Consider the following 14,869-nt stretch of genomic DNA (forward strand, 5'->3'; position numbering starts at 1 on the left):
AATGGAGCAAACGCTCCATCTTTTCCAAAAAGCGACTTCCCACTCTTAAACTGTTCTAGCGCTTTTTCTTCTAAATTGTCTAAATAGTTCTGATCCATAATCAAATTTACGATTTTGGACAGAGTTTAATTTACACCCTCTCTAAATTCGATATTCTATTGCTCTTCTGATCTATTATTCTCTTTACTTCTAAATTCGATATTCTATGATTCTACTGTTCTAATATTCTTTTTTCATTTTGAATAATTGAACAATTGAATAGCGAACATTTGATTGAAGATTTAGTTCTTACTCCCTTTTGAGGCTGTTTCAATACTTTTAACAAATATTGAAATTAGTTCATTTGCTTCTTGAATCAATGATTTGATCTGAACTTCATTTTTAAAAAGGTTTGCTTTAAAAAGAATTCTCAAACAATTATAAGTTTCTCTTAATTCCTTTAGACATACCTTCATTTTATGAATAAAATTATTCTTCGATTCCGCACTTCTGGCTTCACTATAATTTAATGCTGGTGATGTTCCAGATCGCAATAATTGTCCACCTAAATGATTACCTGCTTTGGTATTTGGAATTACTTCAATATAATAAATAATCTCGACAGCAAAGTCAATTAGCCTTTCTTCAAGATCATTTTTATACTCCTTCATTTTACTTCCTAATTCGTTATTCTATTGTTCTACTGTTCTATTATTCCTTTTACTTCTTAATTCGTTATTCTATTGTTTTACTGTTCTATTATTCTTTTTACTTCCTAATTCGCTATTCTATTGTTCTACTGTTCTATTATTCTTTTTACTTCCTAATTCGCTATTCTATTGTTCTACTGTTCTATTATTCTTCTAATAATAATCAAGTTAATAGTTCTTTAAAAGTAAAAACGAGAGCAAAGATAATCCTCTACTCTCGTTTTGTGTTGATAATCAGTTATTACAACTGAATTAATTTATCAAGTGTCACATCACCGATCTCTTGCAGATTGTATTCAACAACAACTGCATCTTTCTTGATGTTCACAATTCTTCTTAAATCAATAGGTGTTCCGATAACAACTACATCACAATCTGTATTGTTGATAGTTGTTTCAAGATCTTTAATTTGTTGGTCACCATATCCCATTGCTGGTAATAACATACCAATATCAGGATATTTTTCGAATGTAGCAGCAATTTCACCAACTGCAAATGGTCGTGGATCAACTAATTCTGAAGCACCCAATTTAAGAGCAGCAACAACACCAGCTCCTAAATCCATTTCACCGTGAGTTAAGGTTGGTCCATCTTCAACAACTAAACATCTCTTACCTTCAATTAATTCTGGTTTGTCAACTGTAAGTGGTGAAGCAGCCTCAACTATTCTTGCTGAAGGATTCAAAAATCTAACATTATCTCTCAATTCAGAAATATCTTCTAATGTAGCAGAGTCAATTTTATTAATCACAACAATATCAGCCATGCGAACGTTAGTTTCACCAGGATGATAAGCCATTTCATGTCCAACTCTTAATGGATCAACCACAACAATTTTAATTGTTTTAGTTGTTGAGCGGTAGAAAGGAATATCATTATTTCCACCATCCCATACAATCACATCAGCTTCTTTTTCAGCTTCTCTAACAATGGCTTCGTAGTCAACACCAGCATAAATTACATTTCCCCTTGTAATATGTGGTTCGTACTCTTCCATTTCCTCGATAGTACATTTGTGCTTTTTCAGGTCAGCAATTTCTCCATAACGCTGAACTTTTTGAGCAACTAAATCACCATAAGGCATTGGGTGACGAATAGCAACGGCTTTAAGTCCTCTTTCGTTGAGAATTTCCATGACTCTACGTGTAGTTTGTGATTTACCACAGCCTGTCCGTGAAGCACAAATAGAAATAACTGGTTTATCAGTTTCAACAGTGGTGTTATCAGCACCCATAATCATAAAATCGGCTCCAGCTGCATTTACAATAGCTGAGTTACTCATAACTCTTTGATATGTAACATCACTATACGCAAATACTACTAAATCAATATTTTCAGTTTCAATGATTTGTTTCAGTTCTTCCTCAGGATGGATTTGAATCCCATTTGGATATAAATCAGCACCAGCTAATTCGGCAGGATACTTTTTATCATCAATTCCAGGAATTTGTGTTGCAGTAAATGCAATCACATTATAATCTTTGTTACCACGGAAGAAAACATTGAAATTGTGAAAATCTCTTCCGGCTGCACCCATAATAAGTGTTCTTCTTACCATATCTACTTAATTTTACTTTTAACTATTAGACAAATAAGTTTAATCTATTTAAACTCTTAAATCGTATTTACACAAATGTATATTATCTAATGCAATAATAACCAAACATTTCGATGAAAATTTAGTGATTATTCTCAAAAATGGGTTTAATTGAAATAGGCGTATTTTTAATCTATCAAAAGTTCATTTATACTAGAAATCAAGCTCTTCCCCTATTTTTTTCAATCCAAAGTATTTTCTGATGCTGTAGATAACCAAATAAGCAATTGGTGTATCGAGGAAAGCAATAAACACTTTAAAAACAAATCCATAAATCAACAATTTGCTAAACATTGTCCATTCAATTGCACCAAATGAACACAATAGAAAAATGACTGTAAATGTATCGATAAACTGTGAGCTTATGGTTGATGCATTATTCCTTAGCCAGAGATGTTTTCCTTTTGTCAGTTTCTTCCAGAAATGAAATAGCTGAACATCAATAAATTGAGCCAGTAGGTAAGCAGCCATAGAAGAACCAACTGCAACGAATGTTAAACCAAAAACTTTATTAAACTCTATATCTGAAACAGGAGACCAAATTGTTGCAGGTACTTTATTGGCTATTACAATAATCAGTAACATAAAAACACTGGCAAATAGGCCAGCTAAAACAACTTTATTAGCTCGCCTCCGGCCATATACTTCTGAAATGATGTCGGTTACTAAAAAAGTAATGGGGTAAGGAAGAATTCCAACAGATAATTCAAACGTATATTTTCCAAAAGGGGTCCAATGAAAGAATTTTTGAAAGATTAAATTTCCGCTAACCAATGCAGCAATAAACAAAGCACCAAGAATAAGATACAGGCTTTCGGCTTGTTGTTTCTTAGATTCAACCATCATTTACTTCCTTAACTTATTTGCATTATTGCAAATATCCTTAAAAATAAATTAGTAAATTTAATATCAAATTTAAACCATGTTAAACATCGCATTATTTGGCCCACCGGGTGCTGGTAAAGGAACACAATCAGAATTTCTGATTAAAAAATACAATCTGTTTTATATTTCAACGGGAGATCTACTCCGAAAAGAAATGAAAGAAAATACAGATTTAGGTAAAGAAGCAAAAAATGTAATTGCTGCCGGTGGTCTTGTTTCAGATGAGATTATTGTTCAGATTATTGAAAAAACGATTACCGATCATCCCGATTCAAACGGTTTTTTGTTTGATGGTTTTCCCAGAACTTACATTCAAGCTTATATTCTGGAAGGCTTGATGATTAAGTTAAACACTTCGCTTAATTGCCTCATTAATCTGGATGTTCCCGAAAAAGTGTCAATCGACAGATTATTAAATCGTGGAAAAACTTCTGGACGATCAGATGATAATGAAAAGGTAATCAGAAATAGATTAAGCGAATACAATGAAAAAACGCTACCTGTTTTGCAGTTTTTCAAAGAAAGAGAAATATACAGGGAAGTTAAAGGAAACCAAAGTATTGAAAAGGTACAAAAGGATATTCAGATCATAATTCAGGAAGAACTAAGCAAGCGTTTACTAAACATTGTTTTATTTGGTTATCCGGGTTCAGGAAGAGGATCGCAGGGAAAAGCTTTAGCTGAAAAGTATAATTTAGAATATGTTGCTACTGGCCCTATGCTGGATCAGGAAATAAAAAAGAATTCACCAATAGGGTTAAAAATTAAAGACCTATACGACAGTGGTCAATTGGTGCCTGACGAAATAGTTGTTCAGCTTATTGAAAAGAAGCTGGAAAACTCCCGAAACATTAAAGGATTCATTTTCAAAGGTTTTCCACGAACGCTGGTGCAATCTTATATATTAGATGGACTCCTTAAAAAACATGGAACGGCTAAATCTCAAATCATCGAAATTGAAGTACCTACACTTGAATTAATAAATCGGCTTGATGCCAGAAGCAAAACCGACCGATGTATGCCCTATGACACCAGTACATCAAAAATTGTGAAGAGACTGCAGGAACATGAAACCAAAACAGTTCCTGTAATAGCCAAATACAATCAAATTCATGGCGTAATTAAAATCAATGGTGAAGGAAGTTTTGATGAAGTTTTTGAAAAACTCTCCTATGAAGTGGAGAATGGATTTAGGAATATGAGGTGATGCTTTTCTTTACTTCTTATTCCAATATTATTAATTAGTTGGAAGTCAGTATTGACATTCACCTATAATAATTCGCTATTCACCACATAATTCGCGAATAGTATTAGGTAACATTATACATTTGCTATTAATCTGCAAAAACATAATTATTAATTGTTCTTTTGCATCAGAATTGCTAAGTTAAAGAGATTGATTTTAAACAATTTGTAATAATGAAAATTTCAAAAACATTATCGCAATAAATCGATATAATTTTGTCCAATATAATGAACTCCAATTACTAATGTTCTTTTTGATAACATCCAGAAAACCTAATTTAAAATGAATAAAGGAAGATTATACCTTATTTTAATTGTCATCGGAATTCTTGTAGTAGCTGTATTTGCCATGCAGGGATTATCCAAGATGAAAAAAGAGACTAAATCTGCTGAACATAAGAATATCAAGCGCTATGTGAAAGTGGAAATTGTAAAATATGATACCTTAGCTACACTAATTGAAGCTACAGGCCGATTGGAATCAAAAAGTTTTATTGATTTAAGTGCTGAAGTGCAAGGAATGATACTCGCTGGAAATGTGCCATTGAAAAAAGGACAGAAGTTTTCGAAAGGTAGTGTTTTGCTAAACATTTATGACAAAGAGGCAGAATTAGCACTTAAGGCTGCAAAGAGCAGGTTCTTAACTTCACTGGCTAATATTCTTCCTGATTTAAAAATTGATTTTCCTGTAAACTATTCCCAATGGAGTACTTTCTTTGAATCAATTGAAATAGATAAAGATTTGCCTACAATTCCTGACACCAAATCAGCTAAAGAGAAAATATTTGTTTCAAGCAGAAACATTTTAGCAGATTATTTCACTATTCAGAGTTCGGAAATTCGCTTGAAGAAATATACGATATACGCACCTTTCAATGGAGTTTACACCAACGTATATGCTGAAGTAGGCGCTATTGCAAATCCAGGAGGCCGACTTGCCAGCATTATTCGTACAGATGAATTGGAATTAGAAGTACCTGTAAGTGTAGCTGATGTAAAATGGCTAAAAGTAGGAAGTCCGGTTATTGTTAAAAATGAAGAAAAATCAAAAAAATGGTCTGGTTCTGTAAGCCGAATTTCAAGTTTTGTAGATGCACAAACACAATCAATTAGTGTGTTTGTAAAACTACCTGTTGATGCAAACGATCCTCTGTATAGAGGGCAATATTTAAGAGCATATTTTGAAGGGATATCATTGGAGAATGTAATGGAAATTCCACGAAATGCTGTTTCCAATGGTAATGAAGTTTACATTGTAAATGATGGCAAACTACAAAAGAAAGAAATTGTAGTTCACAAGCTATATAACCATACACTCTTATTTTCAGGTTTAAAGAAAGGAACAAAACTTATTGTTGAACCATTGATTAATCCTGTAGAAGGAACTGAAGTTGACATATTAAAAACCAAGTGATCATTTAAATTTTAGAAAATGAAAAAGTTAGTATCAACTTTTGTAAAATATCCCTTCTATGCAAACCTTGCAATTGCCGTATTTCTTATCGCAGGTTTAATTAGTATTCTCAACTTAAAACTATCCTTTTTCCCTGAAAGGCCATCAAAAGATTTATTTGTTACAATGGCTTATCCGGGCGCCTCACCAAAAGAAATGGAAGAAGGTGTTACCATTCGGGTTGAAGAAGCTTTAAGAAGTATTGTTGGGATTAAAGAAATATCATCCACTTCTTCAGAAAATTTTACGACTATAAACGTTAAAATCTTCTCAGAATATGATGTTGATGATGTCCTTTTAGAAGTTAAAAATGCAGTTGACGGAATTGTATCTTTTCCAAGAGATGCTGAAAAGCCGATTGTCTATAAACAACGACCCCGGTCTATGGCTGGATTCATGGCCTTATCAGGTGATGTTGATTTAATTACGTTAAAATTACTCTCTGATGAAATTGAAAATGATTTTCTTAATTCAGGAGTTCTTTCTCAGGTAACCGTTCAGGGTGTTCCTGAACTTGAAATATCCATTGAAACAAAAGAAGAAACACTATTACGCTATGGTTTAACTTTTAATGATGTTTCAAATGCAATTGCTCAAAATAATATTGACCTATCAGGAGGTTTGATAAGATCGGATAAAGAGGAAATTCTGATTAGAACCAGAAACAGAACTGTTGATCCTGATTTAATAGGAGAAATTATTTTACGTGCAAGCCAAGATGGTGATTTAATTAAAATTAGGGATGTTGCTGAAATCAATCTCCAATTTGCTGAAGGACCCGGGAAATCATTTATGAATGGGAAGCCTTCAATTTCATTTAACATTAATAAATTACCTGAAGAAGATTTAGGAGAAATCAATGCTTACATAACAGAATATGCAAAAACATTCAACGAAAAACATCCATCAGTTGATTTAGTTGTTACCTATAGCTTTATTAAAAACCTGAAAGCACGATTAAGCCTGCTAATGAAAAATGGTGGTATTGGCTTACTTTTAGTCGTTATTGCTTTGGGATTTTTTATGAATTTTCGATTGGCTGCATGGGTAGCATGGGGTATCCCGGCTTCTTTTCTGGCCATGTTTGTAATGGCAAATATGTATGGCATAACAATCAATATGATTTCTTTATTCGGGATGATATTAGTCATTGGAATATTGGTTGACGATGGAATTGTGATTGGCGAGAATATCTTTTCCCATTTCGAAAAAGGAAAGAGTCCGAAAAGAGCAGCTATTGATGGTGCTATGGAAGTAATCCCTGCAGTTGTCACTTCAATTGCAACAACTATCATTGCCTTTACCCCACTCTTTTTTGTGGAAGGAATGATGTCGATGATGCATGATGTTGCGTTTGTAGTTGTATTTAGTCTCGCATTTTCACTTGTTGAAGCATTTCTTGTTCTACCTGCTCACTTAGGCCATAAATGGGTATTACGAGAAGACAGACGTGAGTTAAAAAAAGGAAGTTTCCGTTTTAAGGTTGAAAAGGGAATTAGCTATGTAAAACTGAAAGTTTATGGTCGTTTCTTACATTTTGTATTAAAAAATAGGGTTATTTTTATGACCATTCCTATTGCCTTGGTACTGATTACTATTGGGCTCTTTAAAGGAGGTTTGATTAAAATGACCTTTTTCCCTAGCATCCCATTCGATCAATTTAATGTGGATATTGCTTTTAAGCCAGGAACTGGAGAAAAAGTAACTGAAGAATATTTAATTCGATTTGAGGAAGCAATTTGGGAAGTCAATGAGGATTTAAAAGAAGATTTTAATGACACTATAGATTATGTAGATTATACCTTTAGAGGTGTCGGGAATTCTTTTAGTGGGCAACAAATTGGGTCTCATGCAGGCAATATCATGGTCATGTTACGCGATCTTGAAAATACAGGTATTACAAGTTTTGAAGTAGTAAATCGTGTAAAAGAACAAATAGGTGAAGTTCCTGAAGCAGAAAAATTTACAGTTGCAGGCCGAAATACATTTGGTGATCCAATTTCTATAAGTTTACTAAGTAACAATAATGAGGAATTAGAAGCTGCAAAAGAATTCCTTAAAGAGAAAATTAGTGAGATTGATGCCGTTAATAATGTTAATGACAACAATGTAATCGGTAAACAAGAGGTTAGAATTAAACTAAAACCTAAAGCCTACGTTTTAGGACTCAATTATGCAACAATTAGCAACCAGATCAGGCTGGGTTTCTTTGGCGGTCAGGCTCAGCGCTTACAATCAGGACGAAATGAATTACGAGTTTGGGTCCGTTATCCTCAGGATGATCGATTAACTCTCGGTCAGCTTGAAAAAGTTAAAATAAAAACTCCTCAAGGAGAATATCCATTAGGTGAATTGGTTGATTATACCATTGACCGTGGCCCCGTTAGCATCAATAGATACAATGGTTCACGGGTAATTAATATCACAGCTGGCGTTAAAGATCCAAAAGAACCTACTGTACCCATTAATGCGATGATTAAGGATGAGTTTGTTCCCGAAATGCTTGCTCAGTTTCCTACTGTTTCTGTAGAATATCTTGGTCAACAAAAAGAAAGTAAAGATTCAGGAGCCAGTTTAGGCAAATCATATGGTGTCGCATTTTTACTTATTCTGTTAATCATCATGATTCACTTTAAGTCCTTCAGTCAAATGCTTATTATTATAGCAATGATTCCATTGGGTATATTAGGAGCACTTTGGGGTCATGGAATAGAAGGAATACCTGTTTCAATGCTTAGTGTGTGGGGAATTGTTGCACTCACAGGAGTTATAGTTAACGATGCTGTGGTTTTCTTACAGAAGTTTAACTCTTTGGTAAAAGAAGGGATTAAAGTTAAAGAAGCTGTTCATCAGGCTGGGATAGCAAGATTTAGAGCTATTATTCTTACAACAATAACAACTACGGTTGGTTTATATCCAATTATTCTGGAACGGAGTTTCCAGGCTCAATTTCTGGTGCCATTAGCTGTTTCTTTAGCTTACGGAGTATTTATCGGAACACTTTTTATTCTAATATTCTTTCCTGCAATGATATTATTATTAAACGACTTTAAAGTGTGGTTGAAATACATGTGGACTGGTACAAAACCAAGTAGAGAAAACGTTACCAAAGCTTTTAAGCACGATAGTATTAATATTGATTAAGAACAAGATTATGAAATTGAATATTTTCAAATATAGTTTTTTCCTTTTACTGCCTTTCCTTTTTATATCTGCTGGTGCACAAGAAAATTTGTCTTTAGCCGGTGCCATTAAAAAAGGCTTGGAAAATAACTACCAGATAAAAATTACTGAAAGCAGTTTAGAAATAGCAAAAAACAATAATAGCTGGGGACAAGCGGGTTTATTCCCTAGTTTAAGCTTAAACGCTTTTCAGTCGAATAGGTATGATGAAGGACCCAACCAATTAACTGGTGTTGTTCAGGAATACAATACAAATATTTTATCGCCTGCCATAAGTATGAACTGGTTATTGTTTGGAGGATTTGCTGTTCAAATGTCGAAAAAGAACTTGGCATTGTTGGAAGAAAATTCAGAAAGCACAACTGCTTTGGTTGTTGAAAACACCATTCAGGCAATTATCCTAGCTTATTATAAAGTGCTGATGGAAGAAGAGAAGCTCGATATTTTGGAAGTAATTATGACCCTTTCGAGAGATCGTTTCAACTATATGCAAGCAAAAAAAGACCTTGGTAGTGCTGTTACTTATGATGTACTACAAGCTCAAAATGCATATTTAAGCGATTCGTCTACTTTCCTTTTGCAACAAATGGCGGTACGCACGGCTAATATGAATTTGAATTTACTCATGGCGGTTGATGCCAAAACAATATATAGCTTAAGCGATGAATTTTCAAACGCTGAGTCAACTTTTAGTTTTGACGATTTGAGCAATAATATGTTTGCAAACAACAAAACATTGCAGAATCAATATATCAATCAGCAATTATTAAAAAACAATATTAAACTTTCACAAAGCGGACTATATCCTTCACTGAGTATGTCCTCAGGATATGACTTTGCCAGCTCACGTTTAAAATACAAAGGATTGGATGCCATTACAGGCGATGCTTACGATTATTATGTTAATTTCTCCTTAAATTTCAATTTATTCAATGGTGGAAAAACCCGCAGAGCCATAGCCAATGCACGCATTACCGAAGACATTGGAAATCTTCAATTGGATGAGTTAAAGCAAAGTATGCAAATTCAGTTAACAACCCAATACGATCTCTACAACATCCGAAAACAACTTTTATCTGTTGCACAGGAAAACATTAAAAGCACCAAATTGAATCTGGATATTTCTGAAGAAAAATTCAAAGCCGGAGCCATAAACTCCTTTAATTTGAGAGATATTCAATTACTCTTTTTAAACACCGCATTTCGTGAGTTGGAAGCACGATATAATTTAGTTCAAAGCAAAACAGACCTCTTGCGTATGAGTGGTGGAATTATTTCGGAGTACAACTAGTTTATCGAATCCTAGCTAAACCTCACACCGCTTAGCTGAGGGTTTAAACCCACGGCTATATTTCCAATCCTGATATATTCATGTGCTGTTCGTAGCTTGAAGCTAAGAACAACGGGGGAATGGCATTTACCATGTGCCACTTGTGAGATTGAAATTACATTTTTTCAGATTGTGTGCCTTCACACTGTGAAATAACGCTCGAATATTATAGGTTTCTGTCATCCTGAACGCCCGCCTGAACGAATTCATTCGGGCAGGAAGGAAGGATCTGAAGGCCGAGATTAAGCACTAATGAACCTTCAGATGCTTCCTAGCTTCAAGCTACGATTAACGAGGTAAAAGTAACTCATCCCTAGCCCTTCTCTACTACGTAAAGAAGGGAACAGTATGTACTCCAATTACTAGTGTATCAATTTTTAGTTTTGAAGTAGAATCAATTCCCCTTCTTTGATTTTTCAGAGAAGGGGTTAGGGGATGAGTTAATTTCATGCTACGAACAACGGAGCGTACATTTTCGATATACATTAACAAAAGGTCCAAGCACCGCTGCGCTAATCCTTGAACCAGTTTTTGTCCCATCACTGTCTCTCGCAGAGGACAGTGATGAACGAAAAACTCCTTCAAATGCATACGTTTGGCCCAAGTTGCAAACTTGAGCCAGAAAAGGCATTCACACTCACTCCATAGCTACTGTCATTCTGATTCCGATTTATCGGGAGAAGAATCCGCTAACGAAGAGCAGGAAACAAACCTAATTGAAATGCTTAAACTCGGCCATCAGATACCTCCCGCAGGTCGGTATGACAGAAAATTATTGGCATTCCTCGGCTGTTCACAGCTCCAAGCTACTAACAACTTGGACAGTCAGTACTCCAATTAATAATATATCAATTTCTAGTTTTGAAGTAGGATCAATTCCCCTTCTTTGATTTTTCAGAGAAGGGGTTAGGGCTTTGCTTCTGCTGAAGCTTCAGCGAAAGCAAGGATGAGTTAAATTCAAACTACCAAAAACACAAGCTTTTTTTAAAAACCAACCCATACAAATCTTTTAAATAACTATATTTCGTTAGTAAGCTTTTCAACAAAACAAAACAAAACAAAAAGCAAAAATTCTTAACAACAAACAACAATTTTTACGCACAAAACACTAAACAAAATACCATGAAGAAACTTCTCTATACGCTTAGCATTTTATTGCTTACTACAAATTGCTTTTCTCAAACAATGAGCGGCACATATCTCATTGGTAAAAATGCACCAACTTATAAAACAGTCATGAGTGCTGTAAATGCCTTAAAAACCAAAGGAGTTAGTGGACCAGTTGTTTTCAGGATATATTCTGGGACTTATGATGAAAAAATTATCATCCCTCAAATTAGTGGAGCTTCAGCAACAAATAGAATTACTTTTACCTCTTATAATAATGATAGTTCTTCTGTTATCTTAATAAACTCTAACAAAACTTCTGCGGAAAATTTTATTGTACAATTATATGGAGCTGATTTTATTACGTTTTATAAAGTATCTTTTTCGTCTCCTGGAACACTCTATAATCACAGATGTCTGGTATTAGAAAACGGTGCTCATCATGCACATGTTTTGAATTGTAAATTTTCAGGTGCTTCAAATTGGACTGGTGGAAAAGACCTTATTTATTCACCAAATACAAATGACTCCTGTATGGAAATTCGCAATAATTATTTTATTTTGGGAAGTTATGCAATCACTTTATTAGGCATTGATCAATTCACACCTGAAACTGGTCATATTATCTCTGACAACTATTTCAAGCATCAATATGGAGGGGCTATATTTGGGAAGTATATATCAAATACATTAATTTCCAATAATATCATTAATCCAGATAACAGTGGTGATTTTTTTAGCGGTATTGATGTTCATTTTTATTCTGACAACATTCAGATTCATTCAAATATTATTACAGAACTTTATAACCCACATACCACTAATGGGTGTAGAGCAATATATGCAGTAGGAGCAACATTATCGTCAAAAGTATTAATTTATAATAATTATGTTAAAGGAAAATGTACTGGAATCTATTGTGATTCAGATAGTGCCAGAATATATAACAATACAGTAATTGTTAATGGTGGATTGAATAATTCTTGTATTTCTCTACGTTATTCAAAACCCAATATTTACAATAATATTCTTATAAATAATAGTAATGCAACAAATAGCTTTGTATATATTCACGAATACTCTTCTTTAATTAGTAAATATGACAACAATAATATTAAAGGCAATGCCATTGCAAAAGTTGGAACTACAACTTACTCCACCCTTTCTGCCTGGCAAACCTATTCAAACCAAGATGCTAACTCCCTTTCCAGAAATGTAAAATTCTTAGCTGATAGTATGCATATACAGGATACCATGATGCACTTTGGGAATCCACTTTCAGAAGTAGTAGTTGATATTGATGGTGAAGCCCGTGATCTGAACAAACCCTATGTTGGTTGCGATGAGTATTACATGAACATTTTGCCCGATGATACTGTATTTTGTGCCAGCAGAACTGTGAGCATTGATGCCGGAAGTGGCTTTCAATCCTATGCATGGTCAACTGGGCCTACCAGCAGGATAATCACTTTTGACTCATCCGGCTATGGGTTTGGGACACATAAAATCGGCATTACTGTTACCTATGGTAGTTTCACTTATTCCGATACAATACAATTCAAATTCATCGATGCTGTAGCCAATGCAGGAATTGATAAGTACGTTTGTACCGGAAATTTTGTAACATTAAGCGGATCAGGTGGTGTCAGCTACATTTGGGAGGGGGTATTTAATAAAAAGTCAATCACTTTTCCTGCTATGACCACCAAAGATTACCAGCTCATAGTTACCGACAAATACAGTTGCTCTGATACGGATACTGTTTCTGTATTTGTGATGGACTATCCTGTAATTAATTTGGCAAATGACACTACTTTTTGTAAGGGAGGTAGTGCAACTTATGTTGCTGGCACCGACACAAGTTGTTCCTATGTGTGGAAGTCTCTTCCAGCTCCCGATACCATTTCAACTTCAGCTGTTTTTGTGGCCGATACCACTGGTCGATTTCGAATAATTGTTACCAATCCTCACGGATGTGTTACTAAAGCAACTGCCAATGTAACAGTGCTACCAAGGCCTCCCAAACCACAAATTACGAGTTCAGGGCAAACAAAATTTTGTGAGGGAGATAGTATTCAGCTGATTGCTCCTAGCGGATATCCTGATTATCTATGGACCAACGGGTCGCATAATTCCGACATTTATGTAAGTCAGTCTTCTATTAATAGATTACAAGTTTTAGATGCAAATACATGCGTTAGCCCTTTTTCTGACACTTTTATTGTTACCGTTTATACCAATCCTCCTAAACCAATAATTACACTTTTTGGGAACAATGAATTTTGCATGGGAGATACTGTAACTCTTGAAGCTCCCATTGATTATGAACACTACAATTGGTCGAATGGAGATTCAAACCTGAAACAATTAATTAGTAAAAGTGGTCTGTTCAGTTTAACAGTTATTGATTCAAACACCTGTGAGAGTGAGATGTCAGATACAGTTGTTATTGTTGTATTTCCAAACCCGGCAAAACCCACTATTACTGCATCTGGGACATTAACTTTTTGTGAAAGGGATAGTGTGGTTTTAACTGCACCAAATGGTTACACAAGCTATGTCTGGTCTGATGCAAATGGAGATGAAGAAAGAACAATTTCTCAAAATGGTAGTTTTAGTTTGCATGTGATTGATAGTAATATGTGTCAAAGCTCTGAGTCAGATATTACAAAAGTGACCGTAAAGCCTTTACCACCAAAACCAGCAATTCTGATTACCGGAATTGATAGTTTAGAAAGCAGCACACTGGCTGATGGCTATAATTGGTATTTAAATGACACACTCCTGAGTTTAACTACCCAATTGATCATTGCTCCAAAGAGTGGAAATTTCAGTTTAATTACTGAGTTAGATGGCTGTTTGTCGGATGAGTCGGACGGATTGTATTATGTAAGATCAGGATTGAATGAACAAATCGAAAACAGCATTCTTGTTTATCCAAATCCATCGGATGGAATGTTCTATATTGAGTTAGTCGATTATAGCGATGCCATTATTCAGATTTATTCAAGTAAAGGTCAATTAATTAGGGAGTTACACATTACACAAACCAAAACTCAAATCAACCTGAGTAATCAGTCAAAGGGAGTTTATTGGATGAAAGTAATTGGAGAAAATGGCATTTATCATGTGCCACTTGTGAGATTGTAATAGCATTTTTTCAGATTGTGTGCCTTCACACTGTGAAATAATGCTCGAATATTATAGGTTTCTGCCATCCTGAACGCCCGCCTGAACGAATTCATTCGGGCAGCAAGGAAGGATCTGAAGGCCGAGATTAAGCACTATTGAACCTTCAGATGCTTCGTAGCTTCAAGCTACGATTAACGAGAGCGTACATTTTCGATATACATTAACAAAAAGGTCCAAGAACCGCTACG

8 protein-coding genes are annotated in these 14,869 nt (G+C 34.7%); 5 read left to right on the plus strand and 3 right to left on the minus strand.

What is annotated here, in order from left to right; all coding sequences use genetic code 11:
* Positions 1 to 281 precede the first annotated feature (281 nt).
* The 3 genes from HOG71_12895 to HOG71_12905 form a co-directional block, all read right to left on the minus strand.
* A complete protein-coding gene (locus HOG71_12895; protein MBT5991741.1) occupies positions 282 to 650 on the minus strand; it encodes a four helix bundle protein in 369 nt (122 codons plus the stop codon).
* Positions 651 to 930: 280 nt separating this feature from the next.
* Entirely contained in the window at positions 931 to 2,247 is a 1,317-nt protein-coding gene (locus HOG71_12900) for a GTPase (protein MBT5991742.1), read from the minus strand.
* A gap of 192 nt (positions 2,248 to 2,439) precedes the next feature.
* Positions 2,440 to 3,132: a queuosine precursor transporter gene (locus tag HOG71_12905; GenBank protein ID MBT5991743.1), complete on the minus strand. Its 693-nt coding sequence runs from the start codon at positions 3,130 to 3,132 to the stop codon at positions 2,440 to 2,442.
* Positions 3,133 to 3,208: 76 nt separating this feature from the next.
* Between HOG71_12905 and HOG71_12910 the strand changes: the two genes are divergently transcribed.
* The 5 genes from HOG71_12910 to HOG71_12930 all read left to right on the plus strand — a co-directional run bounded on the left by HOG71_12910 (position 3,209) and on the right by HOG71_12930 (position 14,639).
* Positions 3,209 to 4,378: an adenylate kinase gene (locus tag HOG71_12910; GenBank protein ID MBT5991744.1), complete on the plus strand. Its 1,170-nt coding sequence runs from the start codon at positions 3,209 to 3,211 to the stop codon at positions 4,376 to 4,378.
* A gap of 321 nt (positions 4,379 to 4,699) precedes the next feature.
* The gene (locus tag HOG71_12915; protein MBT5991745.1) at positions 4,700 to 5,830 is read left to right on the plus strand and encodes an efflux RND transporter periplasmic adaptor subunit; all 1,131 of its coding nucleotides are present in this window, start codon (positions 4,700 to 4,702) and stop codon (positions 5,828 to 5,830) included.
* Between the two features lie 18 nt (positions 5,831 to 5,848).
* Entirely contained in the window at positions 5,849 to 9,013 is a 3,165-nt protein-coding gene (locus HOG71_12920; protein ID MBT5991746.1) for an efflux RND transporter permease subunit, read from the plus strand.
* Between the two features lie 10 nt (positions 9,014 to 9,023).
* Positions 9,024 to 10,343, plus strand: a complete 1,320-nt coding sequence (locus tag HOG71_12925) for a TolC family protein (protein ID MBT5991747.1) — start codon at positions 9,024 to 9,026, stop codon at positions 10,341 to 10,343.
* A 1,161-nt stretch (positions 10,344 to 11,504) separates the two neighbouring features.
* Positions 11,505 to 14,639: a T9SS type A sorting domain-containing protein gene (locus HOG71_12930; GenBank protein MBT5991748.1), complete on the plus strand. Its 3,135-nt coding sequence runs from the start codon at positions 11,505 to 11,507 to the stop codon at positions 14,637 to 14,639.
* Positions 14,640 to 14,869 lie beyond the last annotated feature (230 nt).

The organism is Bacteroidota bacterium (assembly GCA_018698135.1).
In the GTDB taxonomy this organism is placed as follows: domain Bacteria; phylum Bacteroidota; class Bacteroidia; order CAILMK01; family JAAYUY01; genus JABINZ01.